The organism is Agrobacterium sp. P15N1-A, from assembly GCF_044626815.1.
GTDB classification, from domain to species: domain Bacteria; phylum Pseudomonadota; class Alphaproteobacteria; order Rhizobiales; family Rhizobiaceae; genus Agrobacterium; species Agrobacterium leguminum.
The window spans coordinates 255,352-277,217 of sequence record NZ_JBIUPF010000005.1 but is presented as its reverse complement, the minus strand read 5'-3'; the positions used below and the strand labels follow the sequence as shown (position 1 = coordinate 277,217).

Sequence of the window (21,866 nt, the reverse complement as noted above, 5' to 3'; positions counted from 1 at the left end):
TCGCGCAGACGCGCGCCGACTGGATTCCTGTGACAAGCACAGGAATGAGGGAGAGCCTAAATCGACTGATGAGGCCTAAACTAGCTCCATCAACGCTCTTGCCGCCGCCTCGTCTGTTATCAGCGTATTGCACCCGATCCGCTTGATCGTGGCGCGGATGGCGATGGCGCGGTGGGCGCCGCCGGAGGCCAGCACGATGTGTTTGGCCTTGCGCAGCGTATCGAGATCGATCGCCATGGCGCGCTGGTTGATCGGGTGATCGACGGAGCGGCCTTCGGCATCGATAAAATTGAACATGGTGTCGCAGACGCAGCCGGCATCGATGAGTTCCTGCAGCGTCGCCTTGGAAATGAAGCCTTCCGACAGCGATGTCGAATGCGGGCCGATATCGCCGCAGGAGACGATGGCGAGATCGAGCGTTTCGGCGAGATCGTAAAGCGTCGCGAGCCCGCATTTTTCAATCAGCGCCCGTTTCGTCTCGACGGAATCCACCAGGAGCGGCGCAAGGAACATGTAACATTCCGCCCCGAGCGCGCTCGCCAGCCGCCAGGTGTAATCCAGCGGGTTGGTCTGGTGCACGGCGACGATACCGCCGAGCAGCGAGACGACCTTGCAATTTTCCCGGCGCGGCGGGCGGAAGCTCGAAAGCGAGGCGGTCATGGTGCGGCCCCAGCCGACGCCGATGGTGGCCTCGTTCGGCACCGCTTCGGAGAGGAACTGCCCGAGCGCCAGCCCGACTGCCTTGGCCGTGCCTTCGGCGTTCGCCTTGTCCGGGGATGGGCCGGGGGAAGGGATGATCACCGCCTCGTCCAGCCCGTAAGCCGCCTCCAGCTGGCCGGCCAGCTCGACGAAATCCTCGATGCCCTCGTTGATCCATATCTGCACTTCGGAGCGCTTCATCGCCTCGTCCAGAAGGCGGATGACGGTGGAGCGGCTGATGCCGAGTTTTTCCGCGACGTCTTTCTGCGTCATGCCCTGATTATAATAGAGCCATGCGGCGCGTAGCCTCAGCGAAGCCGCTTCCGAATAGGCCGTATGGGTTTCTCTTCTCAGTTTCGCCACGGTTTCCGCCATTCTTTATTAGCGACCGAGTATCGCAGGCGTGAAACTTATGTCAATTGGGATGCGCAAATGTCTTGACTTTCGCGTCTTCGACTTGCGATAGTTGGAACCGACGAAACCGCGATTTCGGCCTTGGGCGCACCCCCGGTGCGGGAACGAAATGACGGCTGAGCAAGTTTTCAAGAGATCATGAAGGATCATCAGATATGACATCCAAACTCGAACAACTTCGCGCCATCACCACGGTCGTTGCCGATACCGGCGATATCGAGGCGGTTGCGCGCCTGAAGCCGGTGGATTGCACCACCAACCCGACCATCGTTCTGAAGGCTCTCGGCACGCCGGCCTTTGCGGATGCGGTGAAGGAAGCCGTCGCATGGGGCAAGAAGCAGGGCGGCCAGTCCGACGCCGTAGTTGCCGCCGTTGCCGACCGTCTGGCCATTTCCGTGGGCGCGGCCCTTGCCGGCCTCGTTCCCGGCCGCGTGTCGACCGAAGTCGATGCCGACCTTTCCTTCGATACGCAGGCCTCCATCACCAAGGCGCGCCACATCATCGCCGCCTACAAGGAGCGCGGCATCGAGCGTGAACGCATCCTCATCAAGCTGGCCTCCACCTGGGAAGGCATCAAGGCTGCCGAGGTTCTCCAGTCCGAAGGCATCGACTGCAACCTGACCCTGCTTTTCTCGCAGGCGCAGGCGATTGCCTGCGCCGAAGCCAAGGTCTTCCTCATCTCGCCCTTCGTCGGCCGTATCCTCGACTGGTACAAGAAGTCCACCGGTGAGACCTACACCGCCGAGACCGATCCGGGCGTCGTTTCGGTGCGCAGCATCTACAATTACTACAAGGCCAATGGCATCGGCACCGTCGTCATGGGCGCCTCCTTCCGCAATGTCGGCGAAATCGAAGCGCTGGCCGGTTGCGACCGCCTGACGATCAGCCCGGCGCTGCTGGAAGAACTGGACAAGGACAGCGGCAAGCTGGAGCGCAAGCTTTCGCCTGACAATGTCAAGGCAGAGCCGCTGCAGTCGCTCGACGAGAAGGCCTTCCGCTGGGCGCTCAACGAGGACGCGATGGCCACCGAGAAGCTTTCGGAAGGCATCCGCCTGTTCGCCAAGGATCTGGTGACGCTGCGCGAAATGGTCCGCAAGGAGCTGACGCTGGCTGCGGCCTGATACAAAAAGGGGGAACCATCCACGTTCCCCCGCGTTTAAGAGATATAAATCTCCAGTCACTCAAAACGCGATCGGGTCCCTGCCGGTCGCGTTTTTTTGTGCGTCTCAGGAATTTCCGTTTCCCGTCGCCACTTCGGAAATCCGCTTTGCCGCCTCGCGGATCAGCGCTTCACAGGCCTCGCGTGTCGGGGCCTTGCCGCCGAGCGGCGTGATATAGGGGCAGGTGATGACGGCAAGCGCCGTGCCGTCGAGCGTCAGCACCGGTGCGGAAATATTGCGCACGCCGGCGGTCTGAAGGCTGTCCATGGATTCAAAACCGTTTTTGCGCACCTCCGCCAGCCGCCCGGCAAGGTCCGGCGGCACGGTTTCGCCGCTGCCGCGCACCTGTTCGGTTATCATGATCTGGCGCTGCGCCTCGGTCTGGAAGGCCAGAAGCACATGGCCGGAGCCGGTGTGGAACAGGCTCATCTGCGCGCCGACCCGCATGGACATGGCCCAATAGGTGGACGATTCCTGTTGGGCGATGACGACGACGCTGCCGCGATCATAAACCGCCAGATGACAGGCCTGCTCGGCGCTCGCGGAAAAATCGCGCATAACCGGTGCGGCAAAGGAGACCAGCCGGCGGATCGGCGCGTGGAAATGCGCCAGCCCGAACATCTTCAGCGTCAATGAGAAACGGTCTCCGTCAAGCCGCTGCACATAGCCGCGGCGCACCAGCCGGTCCAGCATGCGATAAAGCTCGTTCGGGCTTTTGCCGATAGACTTGGCGATCTCGATCTGCGTCAGCCCGCCATCGGTGCGGGCCAGAAGTTCGAGAATGTCCAGACCCTTGTCGAGGGCGGGAGCGCGATATCTTTCGCTGTCGTCGTCGGTCATCTGGCCTCGATGGTGTTTTGCGCGGTCGCCGGGTGGGCAGCCTGAAAATATGGTTGCCCGAGAGCCGCCATCCACGCAAGTTTGCTTGACGCCATATGAATACCGCGTTTACATATGAATTGTCGATCCATATTTGAGATCATCGAAATTCAGCGACCTAAACCCTGATGGGCGGGCGCGCTATAGCGGGAGGCTATTCATGGTGCAGGATTTTAACGGCCGGACAGTGGTGATCACCGCCGCCGGTCAGGGTATCGGCCGGGCGGCGGCGGAGCGGTTCGTCTCGCTCGGCGCGCGCGTCATCGCCACCGATATCAACGAGCAGGCGCTTTCGACGCTGAAAGGTGCGGAAACCCGGGTTCTGAACGTGCTGGATGGCGATGGCGTCAAGGATTTCGCCGCCGATATCGGCCATGCGGATGTACTGTTCAACTGCGCCGGCTTCGTTCATTCCGGCACCATCCTCGAATGCGAAGAGAAGGACTGGGATTTCTCCTTCGATCTCAACGCCAAGGCCATGTACCGCACCTGCCGCGCCTTTCTGCCCGGCATGCTGGAAAAGGGCAAGGGCGCAATCGTCAACATGTCCTCCGTCGCTTCCAGTGTGAAGGGCGTGCCGAACCGTTTCGCCTATACCGCCTCCAAGGCGGCCGTGGTGGGTCTGACCAAGGCCATCGCCGCCGATTTCGTCACCAGGGGCATTCGCTGCAACGCCATCTGCCCCGGCACGGTCGATAGCCCGTCCCTGCATGACCGCCTGCGCGCCACCGGCAATTACGAACAGGCGCTGGCCGATTTCATCGCCCGCCAGCCGATGGGCCGCATCGCCACGCCGGACGAAATCGCAGCACTCGTCACCTATCTCGCTTCGGATGAGGCAGGTTTCACCACCGGCCAGATTCACGTCATTGACGGCGGTTGGACGGGCTGAATCTTTTTAAGGGAGAAAGGAGAGGCGACCGGCGTGAAAACCGGTCGCCTTTTTCATTCAGACGACGGCGCTTCCGGCCATCAGTGCAAGCACGAGGAAGACCAGGAAGATCACCACGGCGATGAAGAACAGGATTCGGGCCACGCCCGCCGCCGCCGCGGAAATGCCGGTGAAGCCGAATACGCCTGCGATCAAAGAAATAACAAAGAAAATAAGAGCCCACTTCAGCATGGCGCTTCCCCTTTTGCGTAATTTGCCGAGCTCGCCGCCCCGCGACAGGCTCGGTAAAATGACGCGCAAAAGGCGAAAATGTTCCATACGCCCGCAAAAATCGTTGTTTTAGAGTGTTTTCGCTTTTCTTCGAATTGCAAAAACACTCCAACTCTTTGTTTTGGCGCATTTCCGGACGGAAAATCGGGGCCACTTTTCGTGGAAATGCTCTAGAAGCCTGTTTCACGCGCCGCATCGATCCGGCGGGCATTCCAGATGGTGCGGATGAAGGTGGCGACGAAAGCAAGGCTCATGAACATGACGATGGTGGGAGCCGGTGCGCTGTCGATGAGGAAGCTCAGCCATATGCCCGAGAGCGACGAGGCGACCGCCACCGCAATGGCCACCAGCAGCATGGCGGAAAAACGCCGGGTCAGCAGGAAGGCGATTGCGCCCGGCGCGACCAGCATGGCGACCGAGAGGATGATGCCCACCGCTTTCAGCGCCCCGACGACGGTGAGCGACAGAACCATCAGCAGGCCATAATGCAGGATACGCACCGGCAGGCCGATGGCTTTCGCATGCTGCGCGTCGAAAGCGTTGACCAGCAGATCCTTGCGCAGGATACCGAGAAACAGCGTGGCGAACAGCGCGATCAGGCCCGTCTCCAGCATGTCCGACGGCGCAATGCCCAGCATGTCGCCGAAGAGGATGTGGTCGAGATGCACATCGCTCTGCACCTTCACGTAAAGCACCAGCCCCAGCCCGAACATGCCGGAAAAGACGATGCCGAGCACCGTATCTTCCTTGATGCGGCTGTTTTCCTTGATGAAACCGGTGCCGAGCGCGCAGATCATGCCGGCGATGAAAGCGCCGATGGAAAGCGGGATGTTGACGATATAGGCCACCACCACACCGGGCAGCACGGCGTGCGAAACCGCATCGCCCATCAGCGACCAGCCCTTCAGCACCAGAAGACAGGAGAGCATCGCCATCGGCACCGCGATCATCAGCGTGATCACGAAGGCATATTGCATGAAGGGCAGCTGAAACGGCAGGATGGCGAGTTCGAGATATTCGCTCATGGCGTTTCCTCCAGCGCCTTGCGGGCCTTGGCGCGGGAAGCAAGCAGGCCGTGCTTGGGCGCGAAAACGAAGGCAGCAAGGAAGATCGCCGTTTGCAGCACGACGATGACGCCGCCGGTCGCTCCATCGAGGAAATAGCTGAGATAAGCGCCGACGAAGCTGGTGACCGCGCCGATGATAAGGCTCATCAGGATCAGCCGCTCGAAACGGTCCGTCAGCAGATAGGCGGTGGCGCCCGGCGTCACCACCATGGCGACGACAAGGAAGGCCCCGACGGTCTGAAGGGCGGCAACCGTGGAAGCGGCAAGCAGGGTGAAGAAGATCACTTTCAGCACTTCCGGCTTCAGCCCCACGGTGCGGGCGTGATTTTCATCGAAGAACACCACCATGAAGTCGCGCCATTTCAGCGCCAGTACCAGCAGGCTGATACCGCCGATCAGCGCCAGCTGGATGGTGTCTTCGGCGGTGATCGCCAGAATATTGCCGAGCACGATGGTCTGGATATTGACCGAGGTGGGCGAGAGCGAGACCATGAAAAGGCCAAGCCCGAAAAACGAGGTGAAGATCAGCCCGATGATCGCGTCTTCCTTCAGCCGCGTCTTCTGGTTCAGGAACAGCATGGAACCGGCCGCAAGCCCGCCGGAAAGGAATGCGCCGAGCGAAAAGGGCAGGCCCAGCATATAGGCGCCGGCCACACCGGGAACGATGGCGTGGGAAAGCGCATCGCCGATCAGCGACCAGCCCTTCAGCATCAGATAGGCCGAGAGAAAGCCGCAGACGCCGCCCACCAGTGCGCTGACCCAGATGGCGTTCAGCATGTAACCGTAAGTGAAGGGCTCAAGAAGGCTGTTTATCATCGACTTTTTCTTTCGGAGCCTCAGGATCGCGCCCGTTCTGGCCATTCTTGCCGTAGATCACGAAAGGCCGCTCGTCATCGGTAATGACCTTCACCCGGCGCGGATCGGCGTCGTTATGCAGGTCTGCCCCACCAAGCACGAAATGGCGCAGGCTGCCGCCGAAGGCTTTTTGCAGGTTCTCCTCGTTGAAGGTATCCGCCGTCTTGCCCGATGCCAGTACCGTGCCCTTGACGAAGACGGCGCGGTCACAGAATTCCGGCACGCTGCCGAGATTATGGGTGGAGACCAGCATCACGCGTCCCTCGTCGCGCAGCGCCTTCAAAAGTGCGACGATCTGCTCTTCCGTCGTCACGTCGACACCGGTGAAAGGCTCGTCCAGCAGGATCACCTGACCCTCCTGCGCCAGCGCGCGGGCCAGAAACACCCGCTTCTTCTGCCCGCCGGAGAGTTCGCCGATCTGGCGCTTGCGATAGTCCAGCATATTGACACGTTTCAGCGCCTCTTCGACCATGTGATGGTCGCGTTTCGAGGGGATGCGCAGGAAATTCATGTGGCCGTAGCGGCCCATCATCACCACATCCTCCACCAGCACCGGAAAGCTCCAGTCCACCTCCTCGGCCTGCGGCACATAAGCGACGAGGTTTTTCCGGAGCGCTTCCTTCACCGGCAGGTCGAAAATGGAGACGGAACCGGCCGCCAGCGGCACGAAACCCATGATCGCCTTGAAAATCGTGGACTTGCCGGCGCCATTGACGCCGACAAGTGCAGTGATCGTTCCGCGGGGGATGGAAAAGCTGGCATTTCTTAATGCGGTGTGGCCGTTTCGATAGGTCACTGTCGCATTTTGAACCGTCAGGCCGCCGCCTGATTTTTTACTGCCCATTCTCATGAAGACAGCCCCTTGGCGATGGTTTCGCTGGTCACGCGCAAAAGGTCCAGATAGGTCGGAACCGGGCCGTCCGCCTCGCTCAGCGAGTCCACATAAAGGATGCCGCCATAGGCCGCGCCGGTTTCCTTGGCCACCTGCTGGGCGGGATCGGCGGAAACCGTGCTTTCGCTGAAGATGACCTGGATATTGTGCTCGCGCATGGCGTCGATCACGCCACGCACCTGCTGCGGCGTGCCCTGGCTGTCGGCATTGACCGGCCACAGGAACAGTTCCTTCAGGCCGAAATCGCGAGCGAGATAAGAAAACGCGCCTTCGCTCGTTACCAACCAGCGCTTGTTTTCAGGCAGAACAGAAAGCGTGTCGCGGATCGGCTGTACTGTGGCTCTGATCTTGTCCGAATAGGCCTTGGCATTGGCGGCATAGACATCGGCATGGGCGGGGTCGATATCGGTCAGGCCCTTGCGGATATTTTCCACGTAGATCAAGGCGTTATCGGGCGACATCCAGGCGTGCGGATTGGGTTTGCCCTGATAGGCGCCGCCGCTGATCGCCATGGGCTCCACGCCTTCGCTCACCGTCACGCTCGGCACGCCGGAGAGGTTGGCCAGGAACTTTTCGAACCACAATTCCAGATTGAGGCCATTGCGAAGCACGAGATCGGCCTTGCGGGCTTTCAGAATATCGCGCGGCGTCGGCTGGTAGTTGTGAATTTCAGCGCCCGGCTTGGTAATGCTTTCCACTTCGGCCGCATCGCCCGCCACATTGCGCGCCATGTCGGCGATGATGGTGAAGGTCGTCACGACGGTCGGCTTTTCCTGAGCAAGGGCGACGCCGGGAAGAAAAAGCGAAAAAGCGAAAATGGCGTGGCGGATTTTATGGAAGTTCACGGGGCTCACCAGATTTTGTTGCGATTAATTCGCAATACCATCTGTTATAAAATCACGCTTGTCAACGCTATTGCAAATCATTCGCAAATTAGCGCGTTTTGCAAATGTCCGAAAATGGCGCGTTTTTGCCGGTGTTGCGCCGGCGGGATTAAACTTTTTTCAATGAGAAAGCGGCACTATCGCAAGGCTCGGACAGCGTGGTCCGAAGCTTGTCCCGCGTGTGTTCCTCATCCTTCGAGCCACGTATTGGGGTGAGGGCGAGAGGCGGGGTACTTGATGTCAGGATGTTGCGGGTGAAAGCTGTATTCGGACGAATGCGGTTTTCGCGCAAGCTCGTTATGATTGGAGGCGGGATCCTGCTTTTGGCGGGTGCGACCGGCTCTGCTGCCGTGTTTATCGGCAGCGAGCGGCTGCTCGGCCCATCCTATGCCTCCACCAACGGGCTTTCCTGCGACGCGGTCCAGACGGTCAATATCCGCAAGAACGGTTCCTTATGGGTCCGCAAATTCATTCGCACCCAGGGCGGTGACGGCACAGAGCGGCTGAAGACTGCGCTTCGTGTGGCAAGGGCGGTCTACGACAAGCAGAAACCCGATCTGGTTCAGGTCTCCGTGCTCGATAAAAACGGTCCGCAGTTGCGCTCGGAAATGCGTGGCCGTGCGATTGCCGCACAGGTGGTTTTCATTCCCGATCCGGCAAAAATTCCCGAAGGCGCGGATGCCCATCGTTATTCGGCCTTTTATTATGATGGCGCCGCCAATGCCAGCGGCCAGTTTTACGGCCTGCGCATCGATCTGCCGCTGGAAGATGCCGAGGCGCTGGCGGCAAGCCTCAGCGATTCGGCCGATTGCGCCACCCCGGCTCTGGATGCCGGTTCTGAAGGCCATGAAGCAAAGCCCGCGAAAAGTGCGACGGGACACGGCGAAACCAAAGATGACGGCGCGGGCGGCCACGGCGGCGCGCCGGCGGAAGCCAACGAAGGCGGCGCTGCCCATGGCGAAACCCCGTCTCCCGAAGCGCATGGCGAACCGGTTGCCGACGAACTTCTGACCTCGACGCCGGAAGTCGATGGCGGCAGCATCTTCAGCCTGTCTTATCTGAAATCGCTGATCTTCGGCAAAGGCTCGACGACCGCACAGGCGGCGGAAGAAAAGCCGGCGGCCGAAAATGCGCCGGCGGGAGAACCCGGCGCAGAGAAAAAGGCCGCGAGCCACTAAGCGGGCGAGGGCGGTTTCTCTCCCCGAATCCTTCCGGGGCTCGCATCTGACGTGTCAGATATCCGGCCCGATCCGCAGGCGGCCAGCCGGATTTGGAAATTTCTTCCGTTTGTTGACGATTGCCGGAGAGAAACTCTGCGACAGGGCGGCAAAGGCGGCAATGCGGGCGATCAGCTTTTCCCGATCACCCTTTGTCACCGCTTCGTAGCTCTCGATCTTGTCGATATAGCCCGTCAGCCAGTCTTGATATTTGCCTTCGTTCCACAGGCGCTCGGTCGCAAACACCGTGTCTTCCAGCCGATCGTAGGCAACGAGCGTCCGTCGCCAGCGATGCTCGTCGAAATCCAGCGCGCCATTGGCGAAGAGCGATCCGACCTCGAGGCCGTAGCTCATCAGCTTCGCAGAGCGTTCCGGCGGCATGGTGAGGTTCAGCCCGCCTTCCTCCTCGTTGAGGAAAACGCGGGCGATGCGTTCTCTCTGGCCCGGCATGGTGGCGAGCGACTGATCCTGCCAGTCCTTCGCCGAGCTGAGGATGCTGCCGAGAAAGCCGCTCATTTTTTCCATCTTGTGAACGGGCACGCCGATCCCTTCGCCCGCCGCCTGCGGGATCGTGACGCGCTTGCCGCTACTTGCGATGGATTTCGGCAATTCATCGAGGCTAAGCGCGAAAGTGGGACGCGACGGAAGCAGGGCATCGAAAAGATGAATGGGGAAGTTGCTGCTGATGCCGCCATCGGAGAACCAGATTTTCGCCTTCATGACGGGCCGCGCTTTGCCACCGAGACGCTGCACGATATCCAGCGTGCCGCGATCGTTGGTATAGGCCGGAATGGCCTTGAACAGCACCGGAAAGCTCAGGCTCATGCGCGTTGCAATGATGACCGGCAACTGGGCGGGCTCGGGAAAAGCCTTGAGTTCGGGAAAGGGGCCGCCCGGTGTTGCGATCTGCTTCAGCCAGTTCATCACGGCCGCGGGAAAGAGCTGGCTCCATTCCGTCGGGTCGTAAGCCACCATGAGACTGGTGGTCGGAAGCGTGTGCGGCCGCCGCATCGACAGGTTCGTCGTGACCATCTTCAGGTTGATGACCGGCTTCTCCGGCTCCGCGCCGATGAGGTCGCCGAAGGTCAGCGGTGACGCGGTTGCGGCGTCGCTGCCGAAAGCGATGTCCTGGATCGATGCATGAAGCCATTCCGTGAGGCCCGGAACCTCGGCATCGGAAACCGTCAGTCCCGAGCAGAAACCGAAGCCGTCCCTTGGCAACCGGTAGAAAACCAGCCACAGGATCTGGCCGAGGATGCCGGCCAGCATTCCCACCAGCCCACCGAGAACCGACCCGGCCCAACCGCCGCCCAGAACCCACAGGGCGCCTGCGCCGATGACAATGCCAACTATGGCTGCCAGCGGAAAAGCCAGAAGCAGGCCCAAAACCTTGCCCGGCCAGCCGCCGGCCTGCGCCCACAGCAGGTAACGCATCAGCGGGCGAAAACGGCGCTGCGGCTGGAAAAGCCTGTCCAGAATAGTAGGTATCGTGTCGCAATGAGCCTGCAGGCGGGTGAAACCATCCGGATCGTTTCTGACCGTGCGGGAATATTCCGCCGCCGCCGCAAAGGCGGCGGCAATCGCCCCGGCCGATGTGCCGCCTATCGAGCGGAAGCGATACCGGCGCGCCAGTTCCAGAACCGCATAGGGATAAACGACACCGGAGGTGATGCCGCCTTTCATCACCACGTCGCATTCCTTTTCAGGTGCGGCGAACATATCGGGCTGGTATCTGGGAAGCTCATTCTCGGGCATGCGTATCTCCCCCGGCGGCCTCCTGATCGAAAGCCGTCAAACACAATGCGAATGATGGAGAATGGGTATCACAAGTTGAGGCGATATCGCCAGTATATTCTACTGAAAGTTAAATAAACTGACGCGATCCGTTCGCTGAAAGCCGGATAATTACTTGCGAGCGTCTATCTATGGAGAGGAAAACCGACAGACAAACGGGGCGAAACCTCGTCACACTCCCCGACGTCAAGAAAATACTCCCCTTCGCCACTAGCGAGAAAATCGGGGAGTGGAAGGCGGCCGCGAGGCCGCCCCGGGTTTCGTCCGATCAGTCCGCCTTGTTACGGCGGGCCGGGAAGAGGATGACGTCGCGGATCGACGGGGCGTTGGTCAGAAGCATGATCAGGCGATCGACGCCGATGCCGAGGCCGCCGGCGGGCGGCATGCCCTGGTCGATGGCGTCGAGGAACTCGTCGTCCAGCTGCTTGTCCTTTTCACCGCGGGCATGCGCCTGCTCCAGTTGCTCCACCATGCGGCGGCGCTGTTCTTCCGGATCGTTGAGTTCGGAGAAGGCGTTACCCACTTCCCAGGCGTTGCAATAGCTTTCGAAACGCTCGACGAGGCGCGGTTCGCCCGGCACTTCCTTGGCGAAGGGCGAAATGTCCTTCGGGAAATGCGTCACATGGCTCGGCTGGATCAGCGTGCCTTCGACCTTTTCTTCAAAGATGAAGGCAAGGCATTCGCCCCAGGTCCAGTCCTTCTCGACGGCAAAACCGGCGGCCTTGGCGGCAGCGCGGGCTTCTTCGTCGGTCTTGAGGCCAAGGAAATCGATACCGGTCGCTTCCTTCACCGCGTCAGGCATCGGCACGCGCTTGAACGGGCCCTTGAAGGAAATCGTTTGGCCCTGGAATTCAACTTCGGTCGTGCCGTGCAGGGCAATCGCCAGCGTCTCGAACAGCCGCTCCACGAGACCCATGATGTCTTCGTAGTCGGCATAGGCCCAGTAGCACTCCATCATGGTGAATTCAGGATTGTGCCTTGTGGAAACGCCTTCGTTGCGGAAGTTGCGGTTGATTTCGAAGACCTTGTCGGTCAGGCCCGAAACCAGCGTGCGCTTCAGGAACAGTTCCGGCGCGATGCGCAGATACATGTCCATCTTCAGCGTGTTGTGGAAGGTCTTGAACGGATCGGCCGTCGCGCCGCCATAGATGGTCTGCAGCATTGGCGTTTCCACCTCGAGGAAGCCTTCGGCCTCCATGAAGCGGCGGATGCCGGAAAGAATCTTCGAGCGCTGCAGGAAGCGTAGCTTGGATTCCTCGTTGGAGAGGATATCGAGGTGGCGCTTGCGGTAACGCAGCTCGATGTCGGAGACGCCGTGCCACTTTTCCGGCATCGGCAGCAGCGACTTCGTCAGCATGGTGATTTCTTCGGCGTTGATCGTCAGCTCGCCGCGCTTGGTACGGCGTACCTTGCCGGTCACGCCGATGATGTCGCCGATATCGATCATCGGCAAAAGGTTACGCGCCGCTTCCGGTGTCGTATCCTTGTGGGAGAAGATCTGCACCTTGCCCGAGGCGTCATGAATATCCATGAACATGCCGGAATTGCGCGAGGAATAAACGCGGCCGGCCACCGTCACCGTATCGCCGGTTTCGACGTCGGCTTCGATATCGGCGTATTTTTCCGCGAGCTCGGCATTGGTCAGCGTGCGGTGGAAATGCGCCGGATAGACATCGCCGATCTGTTCGCGCAGCAGCGCAAGTTTCTGGCGGCGCACTTCTGTCGCGTCGGAGGAGAGGGCGGTGGTTTCGGTCGTCTTGTCGTTCATCGTATTCGCCTTCAGCGGGCTTGTTCGTTGCGGTTACCCTGTGCGCTCCGGGCTTACCCCCCTCTGTCCTGCCGGACATCTCCCCCTCAAAGGGGGGAGATCGACAAGCGGCGGGCACCGTGCCCATGGAGCGAGCGGGTGCGGCACCTGATCTCCCCCCTTGAGGGGGAGATGCCCGGCAGGGCAGAGGGGGGTACCCCGAGCAGAGGGGTATATTTCAGTGTGCTGCCGTCACCGCCAGCACGTCATCATCAGCTTCCGCTGCCCACCATCGTGGCCACAACGGCAATCGCCATCTTCAGCCGCTGGCGCACCACGGAGCGGCCAAGCAGCGCCATCGAGTCAAACAGCGGCAGCGAGCGCGAGGAACCGGACATGGCCACGAAGAGCGGCGGCGTCACGACGCGCAGCTTCTTGCCGGTGCGTTCGGCAACATCGCGCAGCTCGGCCTCGATCGCTTCCACGTTCCAGTCCGGCATCTTCTCGAGGTCGGCGGCAACCGTGGTGAGGATCTCGTGGATTTCCTCCGGTTTGCTCTTCAGCCCGGCAAAGGAGGCCGGCGTCAGGCCGACATCGCTTGCCAGCAGGAAGCCGGCAAGGTTCGGCAACTCGCCGAGTCTCGAAATGCGGCTCTGGGCAAGCTTCAGCCCTTCGGTCAGGCGGGCATTTTCCATCGCCCATTCCAGCGTGCGGGCAATGAACTCCTCCGGCGAAAGCTTTTCGCGCAGCCAGCGGCCGTTCAGCCAGTCCAGCTTCTGGATGTCGAAGATGGCGCCGGCCTTGGACAGCGCTTCCGGATCGAACTTCGCCGCCAGTTCTTCCATGGTCAGAAGTTCTTCGCCTTCGGCGATCTGGATGAAGAACAGGCCAAGGAAGTTCATCAGCGCTTCCGGCAGGTAACCCAGCGCGGAATAATAGGAGATCGAGGTCGGGTTCTTGCGCTTGGAAAGCTTCGACTTGTCGGCGTTACGCATCAGCGAGAGATGCATGAACACCGGCTGGTCCCAGCCGAAATAACGGTAAAGCAGAATGTGCTTGGGCACGGATGCCAGCCACTCTTCGCCGCGCGCCACATGGGTGATCTTCATCAGATGGTCGTCGATGACGTTGGCCATGTGATAGGTCGGCATGCCGTCGGCCTTGATCAGCACCTGCATGTCGACCGAATCCCAGGGGATCGAGACATCGCCATAAACGCCGTCATGGAAATCGCACGAACCTTCGGTCGGGATTTTCATGCGCACGACGTTGGGCTCGCCGGCGGCGACGCGGGCGGTGACTTCCTCGGCCTTGAGGTTAAGGCAGTGGCCATCATATTTCGGCGGCTTGCCGGCGGCGCGCTGGGCTTCGCGCATTTCTTCCAGCCGCTCGGGCGTGCAGAAACAGCGGAAGGCATGGCCTTTTTCCAGAAGCTCTTCGGCATAGGGCCAGTACATGGCCTTGCGCTCGGACTGGCGATAGGGACCGTAAGGGCCGCCGACATCCGGGCCTTCCGACCAGGTGAGGCCGGTCCAGCGCAGGGCTTCCAGCACTTTCTGCTCATATTCGAGGGTCGAGCGGGTGGCGTCGGTATCCTCGATGCGCAGGATGAACTCGCCGCCGTGTTTCTTGGCGAAGAGATAGTTGAACAGCGCGATATAGGCGGTGCCGACATGCGGCTCGCCGGTGGGGGAAGGTGCGATGCGGACGCGAACGCCGGAAGTGGTCATGAAATTCACTCGTCGTGACGTGGCAGTGACATCGGGGCGGTTTCACCCGTCTGTCACGATGTTTTCGTTTGGATGCGGCAGGAAATCATGTTGGAAGACGCAATGAAAGCGCCTTTTGCACATTCCCGTTCGGTCTCGGCTTAGGCCATATTCTGCCGCAGGCGTCAAGGAAATACGAAGCCCGCGCTGGTTCAGCGTCCCAGCTGAGAGTCCTAGTTCACTGGCCAGACGTAAAGCAGCATGGGAATGCTGGCGATGACGATCATGATCGACAGCGGCAGGCCAAGGCGCGGATAGTCGCTGAAGCGATAACCGCCCGGACCCATGACCAGCGTGTTGCACTGGTGGCCGATGGGGGTGAGGAAATCGCAGCCCGCGCCGATCGCCACCGCCATCAGGAAGGCCTCCGGCCGGAAACCGAGCGTGGTGGCGAAACCGGCGGCGATGGGGGCCATGACCAGCACGGTGGCGGCACTGTTGAGAAAGGGCGTCACTGCCATGGCGGTGAGCAGGATCATGCCGAGCGCCGCAAAAGGCGGCAATCCCTGTGCGGCATGGCCAAGCCAGGCGGCGATCAGTTCGCTCGCCCCGCTGGTGCGTAGGCTGTCGCTGACGGGAATGAGGGCGGCGAGCATGACGAGGATCGGCCCGTCGATGGATTTATAGACCTCGGTGAGCGGTATTGCGCCGACGACGATCATCATGAAGGCGGCGGCGAAAAAGGCGACGGAGACCGGCACCAGCCCGCTGCCGGCGGCGATCATGGCGGCGGCGAGCACGATGACGGGCAGAAGCGCGCGGCGCTGCACGCCCAGCAGGATTTCCCGCTGCGCCAGCGGCAAGAGCGAAAATTCCTGCAATACCTGCGGCAGGTTCTTGCGGCTGCCCTGCAGAAGAATGACGTCGCCCGCCTGCAATGTCAGCTCGGAGAGCCGCTGGCTGACGCGCTGGCCGCGCCGGCTGACGGCGATCAGATTGACGCCGCGCGTATAGGAGAGCGAAAGCTCACGCGCGGAAATGCCGCTCAGCACCGATTCATTGCTGATGACCGCTTCCATGGAAATGAGATCGACGGTTTTTTGGCCGTTTTCCATCAGCGGCTTGCCGGAAAGCAGAAGCTTCGCCTGCGAGACGATGCGGTCCAGCCCCTCCGGGCTGCCTTCGAGAAGAATCGTGTCACCCGCCTTCAGCGTCACATCGGGGAAGGGGGAGATGCGCCGGGGGCCGCGCAGGATGGTGCTGGCGATCACATCGCCGTCGGCCTGTTTCAGCAATTCGCGCAGCGGCTTCTCCGCATGGGTGCTGTCGGCGGGCAGGGTGGCTTCAGCGGTATAGGCGGACTGGTCGAGAATATCCTCCACCGATGCCTGCTGGCGGTTGCGCACCGGCAGCAGCCGGTAACCGAAGGTCAGGAAGATGATGCCGATGACGGTCAGCCCCGCGCCGACGGGGGTGAAGTCGAACATCGAAAAACTCTGTCCCGTCATCTCCTCGCGCAGCCGCGAGACGACGATGTTGGGCGAGGTGCCGATCTGCGTCATCAGACCGCCCAGCAGGGCGGCGAAGGCCATGGGCATCAGATAATAGGAGACCGGGCTGCCGGATTTGCGGGCGAACTGGAAGGCGACCGGCATCATGATGGCGAGCGCGCCGATATTCTTGATGAAGGCCGACATGACGGCGACGACGATCATCAGGAAGGCCAGCTGCAGGCTCTTGGAATGCATTTCGGGGAAATATTTCTTGATCGTCATATCGACGATGCCCGACCGCGCCACCGCCGAACTGACCACCAGCGCGCTGCCGACGATGATGACGATATCGTCCGAAAAACCGGAAAAAGCTTTTTCGAAAGGCACGACGCCGAGCGCGACGGCCACGAGCAGCGCACTGCAGGCGACGACATCGTAACGCAGCCTGTCCCAGATGAACGCGACCATCATGCCGGCGATGACGGTGAAGGCGAGGATCTGGTCTGTCGTCATCTGGGCGGGTTACTTTCGCATGCGGGGATGGAATCGTATATGCTTTTTTGTAAGGAACGTATCCATCAACGCAAGTGCGCAACGGGAGTTCCTCCCGCAGGCGCATATCGTTTCATTGCATGAAAAAAGTGTCGATATAATCTGCTGCCCGGTCAGAGATGCCGACGATCTTGTCTGTCGCCTGGCGGTAAAGCTTGAAATTGAGTTCGGTCCCGGGCTGCCCGTCGTCCCAGTCACGGAAGTCGCGCAGTTCCGCACGACCGAGCGGGCGCAGAGCGGTTTCGGTTCGTTTTATGGTGAGATCGACCCGGGGTGTCTGTCGCGCGATGCCGGGTTTGCGGGCAACGGCTTGGGCGCTTGTCACCGTGCCGCGCGCGATGAGGCCATGCCCGCCCTCATTTTCACTGGCAAACAGAAAAACGGTGTCGCCTTCCCTTATTGTCTTGCCGCCATACATGGTTTTTTGCGCGGCGAATGCGAAGGTTTCCGCGTCGGGATTTGAGATTTCCGCTTTGATGACGAAAGCCATGTTCTCTTCCCCTCCCGGGCGGTGCGGGATGTCGACCCCGCTTTGTCCGGTCTTGGCAGCGCAAGGCCCGCATGCGGCGGGCCCTGCCAGTCGTTGCAGCCGTCACTGCGGCTGTTTTTTCTTTCGCCTCGCATTGCGGGCCAGCATGTTGAGCAGTTCCACCAGCGCAGAGAATGCCATGGCGGCATAGACGTAGCCCTTCGGAACATGGAAGCCCATGCCTTCGGCGATCAGCGTCGTGCCGATCATCATCAGGAAGGCGAGCGCCAGCATGACGATGGTGGGGTTGCGCTCGATGAAGTTGGCGAGTGGCGTTGCGGCCAGCAGCATGACGGTGACGGCCACGATGACCGCGACGATCATGATCGGCAGATGCGGCGTCATGCCGACGGCGGTGATGATGCTGTCCACCGAGAAGACGAGGTCGAGCAGCAGGATCTGGCCGATGGCGGCGCCGAAATTAATGCCCACGGGGCCGCCCACCATGTCTTCCTTGTGGTCTTCCGGGTCGACATTGTGGTGGATTTCCTTGGTGGCCTTCCACATCAGGAAAAGACCGCCGGCGATAAGGATCATGTCCTTCCAGGAGAAGGCGTGGCCGAAGAGTTCGAAGACCGGCGTGGTGAGCTGCACGATCCATGCGACGGTGCCGAGCAGGCCGAGACGCATGATGAGCGCAAGGCCTATACCGATCTTGCGGGCTTTTTCGCGCTGTTCGGGCGGCAGCTTGTTGGTGAGGATGGAGATGAAGATCAGGTTGTCGATGCCGAGCACGACCTCCATGACGATCAGCGTGACGAGCGCCACCCAGGCGGCGGGGTCAGATAGAAGAGGGAGAATGGACTCCATCAAGTAGGTTTTCCTTTCAGCAACAAGGCCAGCCGAAACATTCGGTGGGTGGAATTTATAGCGCAATACGCGAGAAACAAGGAGTTGATGGCTCCGGGGCGCAAGATTTCATCGAAATTTCGCGCAGACCGCGTATTGGCGTTCACGCCGTTGCGAGTGCATTTCCAGGAAAAGTGGCCCTCGGTTTTCCGTCCGGGAATGCTCCGAAACAAAGAGCTGGAGTGTTTTCGCGATTCGGAGAAAAGCGAAAAAACTCTAATGATCTCAGGCCTTGTCGGTTCCGTAGGCGGCCATGAATACCTTGATGGCGCTGGCGATCACCCGGTCCAGTTCTTCTTCCGGAACCGGGCCTTCGATCTCACCGAACAGGCGCAGCTTGAAGAAGGTGCCGGTGGAAAGCTCGATATATTGCCGGGCGGCCAGTTCCACGTCATCGACCTTCAGATGGCCGAGCGCGACATGGTGCTCGATGAAATCCTGAAGCACGGTGCGGACATTGTTGGGTGCGGCGATGAAGAAGCGCTGCGCCAGCTTCGGCATGCGGTCGATGACGCCGATGACCGAGCGCATGGCCGGGACCATGTCCGAGCAGATCATCTTGTTGGCGAAGGCCTTGCCGAATTGTTTCAGCCCGTCGCGCACCTCTTCGGTGCCGGCCAGAATATTGCGCATGGAGGTGGCGAATTCCTGCCGGTGCTGGTCGACCAGCGCCGCGAACAGATCCTCCTTGTTGGAGAAATAGACATAGATCGTGCCCTTGGAAACGCCCGCTTCACGCGTGATGTCGTTCATGCTGGCCGCATCGAAACCCTTGCGCTTGAACACACGCCAGGCGCCCGCCAGAATCTGCTCGCGTTTGGCCGGGTCTTCACCCGCCGCAAAACGCCCGGCGGCATTGCCCGGACAGCCCGTTTCCGTTTCCGTCTCCATATCCCTGTCTTCACCTGCCATCGCTACCCGCCTCTTAGCATCGCAATGGCGTAAAAAAAATTAACCGAACGTCGAACCAATCGGTTCGATAACACTTGATATGTGTCAGGAAAGAGATTATGTCAATCGAACCGAACGGTTCAGTTCGAAAAACTTTCTTCAATTTATCACGGTAAGCTCCCATGTCGGCCCAGAAGAATAGCGCGGTTCGCGCCGTCAACGATGCGGAAGAGGCGGATATCTCCGCCAAGGCCGAGACCTCTCCGGCAAAGCCGGCCGAGGCCGCGCCGCCGCAGCAGCCCCAGACCATCGCCGCGCCGAAGCAGAAGAAGCGTTCGAAGCTTCTGCCGGTCATCGCCGTTGCCCTTCTCGCCGGCGCCGGCTGGTACGGTTACAACTGGTGGGTCGACGGCCGCTTCATGGTCTCGACGGACGACGCCTATATAGAAGGCGATATCGCCGTCATCGCACCGAAGGTTTCGGGCTATGTCGCCAAGGTGAACGTGGTCGAGAACCAGGAAGTCAAGGCGGGCGATCCGCTGGTGACGCTGGACGATGGCGATTATCGCATCGCGCTCGATCAGGCCGAAGCCCAGATCCGCACCGAGGAACTGTCGCTGAAGCGCATCGATGCGCAGATCGTCGGCGGCGAAGCTTCGCTGGAACAGGCCGTCGCCCAGAAGGGCGCGCTGGATGCCGCCCTTCGCGGTGCCGAAATCACCCAGAAGCGCGCCAGCGAGCTGCAGGCGAAGGATGTCGGCACGGTTGCCGCTTCCGACAATGCGCAGGTCGCGCTCGATCAGGCCAGGGCGAATGTCGTGGCCGGCGATGCCGCCATCTCCTCCGCCAAGGCCAATGTGGAACTCCTGCGCGCCCAGCGCGAGGAAGCCGAAAGCACGATCCGTTCGCTGCAGCTTTCCCGCGACAAGGCCGCCCGCGATCTTTCCTTCACGGTTCTGAAGGCGCCCTATGACGGCGTCATCGGCAATCTGGCGGTTCAGAACGGCGATCTGGTTTCGGTGGGCAAGCGTCTGGCTTCGCTGGTGCCGATGAACGAGCTTTATATCGACGCCAATTTCAAGGAAACGCAGCTCGCCCGCGTCGTGCCCGGTTCGAAGGTGCGCGTGCATGTCGACGCCTTTGACGATGCGACGATCGAAGGCACGGTGCAGTCGATCTCGCCCGGCTCGGGCTCGGTCTTCTCCATGCTGCCGCCGGAAAATGCGACCGGCAACTTCACCAAGGTCATCCAGCGCGTGCCGGTGCGCATCGTCTTCTCGAAGGAAGACCTCGCCAGGCACAATCTGCGCGCCGGCCTCAGCGTCGTTGTCGATGTCGATACCCGCACGGCGCCGGAAACCACGAAAACCGCGCAAGTTAACCCGGAAGCCAAGTAAGGCGCATCGCTGATGCGCCGTTGAGGTCAAGATCATGGCGGCTACGGTTGTCGGTACGGGCGGGGCGTCCATCCCCGCCGATCCCCCGATGGACAGGCGCAGGCTCATCGCGTTCTTCGCGATGGTCTTCGGCATGTTCATGTCCATCCTCGACATTCAGATCGTCTCCGCGTCGCTCGCGGAAATCCAGGCGGGTCTCGGCGCGGGTTCCGATGAGATCGCCTGGGTGCAGACGTCCTATCTGATCGCCGAAGTCATCATGATCCCGCTGTCGGGCACGCTGGCGCGTATTCTCTCCACGCGCGTGCTCTTCGCCACCTGCGCGGCCGGTTTCACCATATCGAGCGCGCTCTGCGCCACAGCCACCAATATCGACCAGATGATCGTCTACCGCGCGATCCAGGGCTTTATCGGCGGCGGCATGATCCCCTCCGTCTTCGCCGCCGCCTTCACGATCTTCCCGCCCTCGAAGCGTTCGGTCGTCTCGCCGATCATCGGTCTCGTCGCCACGCTTGCGCCCACCATCGGCCCGACTGTCGGCGGTTATCTCTCCAATGCCTTTTCCTGGCACTGGCTGTTCCTCGTCAACATCATCCCCGGCATCATCGTCACCATCCTCACCTGGAGCCTGATCGATTTCGACAAGCCGGAAAAGTCGCTCTGGAAGAAGTTCGACTGGTGGGGGCTGATCTCCATGGCCGTCTTCCTCGGCTCGCTGGAATATGTGCTGGAAGAGGGCAACAACAAGGACTGGTTCAACGACGAGCATATCGTCATGGGAACGGTCGCCATGGTCATCGGCGCGGTCGTGTTCTTCTGGCGCGCCTTCAAGGTGGAATTCCCGGTCGTCGATATCCGCGCCTTCGCCGACCGCAACTTCTCCATCGGCTCGCTGTTTTCCTTCGTCATGGGCATCGGGCTTTACGGGCTGACCTATCTTTACCCGCTCTATCTCGGCCGGGTGCGCGGTTACGATGCGCTGATGATCGGGGAGACCATGTTCGTCTCCGGTCTTGCCATGTTCTTCACCGCGCCGATTGCCGGCAAGGTCTCCACCAAGCTCGATCCGCGGGCGATGATGGCCATTGGCTTCATCAGCTTCGGCTGCGGCACATGGATCATGACGCATGTGACGACTGACTGGGATTTCTACGAGCTGCTGATCCCGCAGGTCCTGCGCGGTTTCGGCCTGATGATGTGCATGGTGCCGATCAACAACATCGCGCTCGGCACCCTGCCGCCGGCCCGCATCCGCAATGCGTCCGGCCTGTTCAACCTTACCCGTAACCTCGGCGGCGCGGTCGGTCTTGCCATCATCAACACCATGCTGTCGCAGCGCACGGACGACCATTATGTGCGGCTGGCCGAACATGTAAGCTATTCCAACCCGCAGGCGCTGGAATGGCTGAACAGCGTCGGCGCCAACTACGATTCCTACGGGCTGGACGGCGCGTCCGTCGCCGTCAAGAAACTGGTCGGCATGGTTTCGCAGCAGGCATGGATATTGGCCTTCGCGGATGTGTTCTTCGCGCTGACGCTGTTGTTCTCGAGCCTGATCTTCATGACCGTGCTGATCCAGAAACCCAAGGCAGCGCCGCCGCCAGACGCGGCGCACTAACAAGAATCCCCTCCCATCCACCGCAGAGCTGGGGCCGTCGGAAATGACGGCCCCTTTTT

The 21,866-nt window shown here is 60.8% G+C and carries 19 protein-coding genes; 5 read left to right on the top strand and 14 right to left on the bottom strand.

What is annotated here, in order from left to right; translation table 11 throughout:
- Positions 1-75: 75 nt before the first annotated feature.
- Positions 76-1,062 (bottom strand): sugar-binding transcriptional regulator, encoded by a 987-nt coding sequence (locus tag ACIK7D_RS18665; RefSeq protein WP_035259694.1) that lies wholly within the window; start codon positions 1,060-1,062, stop codon positions 76-78.
- Positions 1,063-1,268: 206 nt separating this feature from the next.
- On the opposite strand from ACIK7D_RS18665, the gene tal reads away from it, so the two are divergent.
- A complete protein-coding gene (gene tal, locus ACIK7D_RS18660) occupies positions 1,269-2,234 on the top strand; it encodes a transaldolase (RefSeq protein ID WP_080820620.1) in 966 nt (321 codons plus the stop codon).
- A gap of 105 nt (positions 2,235-2,339) precedes the next feature.
- Here tal and ACIK7D_RS18655 read toward each other — a convergent pair whose 3' ends face one another.
- Complete coding sequence (locus ACIK7D_RS18655; protein ID WP_003523122.1) at positions 2,340-3,113, bottom strand: IclR family transcriptional regulator; 774 nt, start codon at positions 3,111-3,113, stop codon at positions 2,340-2,342.
- 199 nt (positions 3,114-3,312) lie between these two features.
- Here ACIK7D_RS18655 and ACIK7D_RS18650 point away from each other — a divergent pair, with 199 nt between their 5' ends.
- Complete coding sequence (locus ACIK7D_RS18650) at positions 3,313-4,044, top strand: SDR family oxidoreductase (RefSeq protein WP_174024694.1); 732 nt, start codon at positions 3,313-3,315, stop codon at positions 4,042-4,044.
- Positions 4,045-4,101: 57 nt separating this feature from the next.
- Here the strand turns inward: ACIK7D_RS18650 and ACIK7D_RS18645 are convergent, their stop codons facing one another.
- The 5 genes from ACIK7D_RS18645 to ACIK7D_RS18625 all read right to left on the bottom strand — a co-directional run bounded on the left by ACIK7D_RS18645 (position 4,102) and on the right by ACIK7D_RS18625 (position 7,972).
- Positions 4,102-4,275 carry a DUF1328 domain-containing protein gene (locus tag ACIK7D_RS18645; RefSeq protein WP_003499086.1) on the bottom strand — a complete coding sequence of 58 codons (174 nt, stop codon included), beginning with the start codon at positions 4,273-4,275 and terminating at the stop codon, positions 4,102-4,104.
- Between the two features lie 209 nt (positions 4,276-4,484).
- Complete coding sequence (locus ACIK7D_RS18640) at positions 4,485-5,339, bottom strand: metal ABC transporter permease (protein ID WP_400157027.1); 855 nt, start codon at positions 5,337-5,339, stop codon at positions 4,485-4,487.
- Positions 5,336-6,196: a metal ABC transporter permease gene (locus ACIK7D_RS18635; protein WP_400157026.1), complete on the bottom strand. Its 861-nt coding sequence runs from the start codon at positions 6,194-6,196 to the stop codon at positions 5,336-5,338. The genes ACIK7D_RS18640 and ACIK7D_RS18635 overlap by 4 nt, the downstream gene beginning before the upstream one ends.
- Complete coding sequence (locus ACIK7D_RS18630) at positions 6,177-7,085, bottom strand: manganese/iron ABC transporter ATP-binding protein (RefSeq protein WP_003523118.1); 909 nt, start codon at positions 7,083-7,085, stop codon at positions 6,177-6,179. Before ACIK7D_RS18630 ends, ACIK7D_RS18635 begins: the two co-directional genes overlap by 20 nt.
- Positions 7,082-7,972, bottom strand: coding sequence for a metal ABC transporter substrate-binding protein (locus tag ACIK7D_RS18625; RefSeq protein ID WP_400157025.1), 891 nt, complete (start codon positions 7,970-7,972; stop codon positions 7,082-7,084). Before ACIK7D_RS18625 ends, ACIK7D_RS18630 begins: the two co-directional genes overlap by 4 nt.
- Before the next feature lie 314 nt (positions 7,973-8,286).
- Here ACIK7D_RS18625 and ACIK7D_RS18620 point away from each other — a divergent pair, with 314 nt between their 5' ends.
- The gene (locus ACIK7D_RS18620; protein ID WP_400157125.1) at positions 8,287-9,189 is read left to right on the top strand and encodes a hypothetical protein; all 903 of its coding nucleotides are present in this window, start codon (positions 8,287-8,289) and stop codon (positions 9,187-9,189) included.
- A gap of 54 nt (positions 9,190-9,243) precedes the next feature.
- Here the strand turns inward: ACIK7D_RS18620 and ACIK7D_RS18615 are convergent, their stop codons facing one another.
- From ACIK7D_RS18615 to ACIK7D_RS18585, 7 genes are all read right to left on the bottom strand, one after another.
- A complete protein-coding gene (locus ACIK7D_RS18615; RefSeq protein ID WP_400157024.1) occupies positions 9,244-10,983 on the bottom strand; it encodes a patatin-like phospholipase family protein in 1,740 nt (579 codons plus the stop codon).
- Between the two features lie 307 nt (positions 10,984-11,290).
- Positions 11,291-12,790 (bottom strand): lysine--tRNA ligase, encoded by a 1,500-nt coding sequence (lysS, locus tag ACIK7D_RS18610; RefSeq protein ID WP_065117072.1) that lies wholly within the window; start codon positions 12,788-12,790, stop codon positions 11,291-11,293.
- Between the two features lie 251 nt (positions 12,791-13,041).
- Positions 13,042-14,499 (bottom strand): glutamate--tRNA ligase, encoded by a 1,458-nt coding sequence (gene gltX / locus ACIK7D_RS18605; protein ID WP_127758081.1) that lies wholly within the window; start codon positions 14,497-14,499, stop codon positions 13,042-13,044.
- A 212-nt stretch (positions 14,500-14,711) separates the two neighbouring features.
- Positions 14,712-16,484, bottom strand: a complete 1,773-nt coding sequence (locus ACIK7D_RS18600) for an SLC13 family permease (protein WP_400157023.1) — start codon at positions 16,482-16,484, stop codon at positions 14,712-14,714.
- Positions 16,485-16,596: 112 nt separating this feature from the next.
- The gene (locus ACIK7D_RS18595; RefSeq protein ID WP_400157022.1) at positions 16,597-16,941 is read right to left on the bottom strand and encodes a hypothetical protein; all 345 of its coding nucleotides are present in this window, start codon (positions 16,939-16,941) and stop codon (positions 16,597-16,599) included.
- Positions 16,942-17,115: 174 nt separating this feature from the next.
- Positions 17,116-17,862 carry a TerC family protein gene (locus ACIK7D_RS18590; RefSeq protein ID WP_400157021.1) on the bottom strand — a complete coding sequence of 249 codons (747 nt, stop codon included), beginning with the start codon at positions 17,860-17,862 and terminating at the stop codon, positions 17,116-17,118.
- Between the two features lie 264 nt (positions 17,863-18,126).
- Positions 18,127-18,813, bottom strand: coding sequence for a TetR/AcrR family transcriptional regulator (locus ACIK7D_RS18585; protein ID WP_080820634.1), 687 nt, complete (start codon positions 18,811-18,813; stop codon positions 18,127-18,129).
- Between the two features lie 161 nt (positions 18,814-18,974).
- Here ACIK7D_RS18585 and ACIK7D_RS18580 point away from each other — a divergent pair, with 161 nt between their 5' ends.
- Positions 18,975-20,189 (top strand): HlyD family secretion protein, encoded by a 1,215-nt coding sequence (locus ACIK7D_RS18580; protein WP_127758078.1) that lies wholly within the window; start codon positions 18,975-18,977, stop codon positions 20,187-20,189.
- A gap of 34 nt (positions 20,190-20,223) precedes the next feature.
- Positions 20,224-21,807, top strand: coding sequence for a DHA2 family efflux MFS transporter permease subunit (locus tag ACIK7D_RS18575; protein ID WP_400157020.1), 1,584 nt, complete (start codon positions 20,224-20,226; stop codon positions 21,805-21,807).
- The last annotated feature ends 59 nt before the right edge of the window (positions 21,808-21,866 follow it).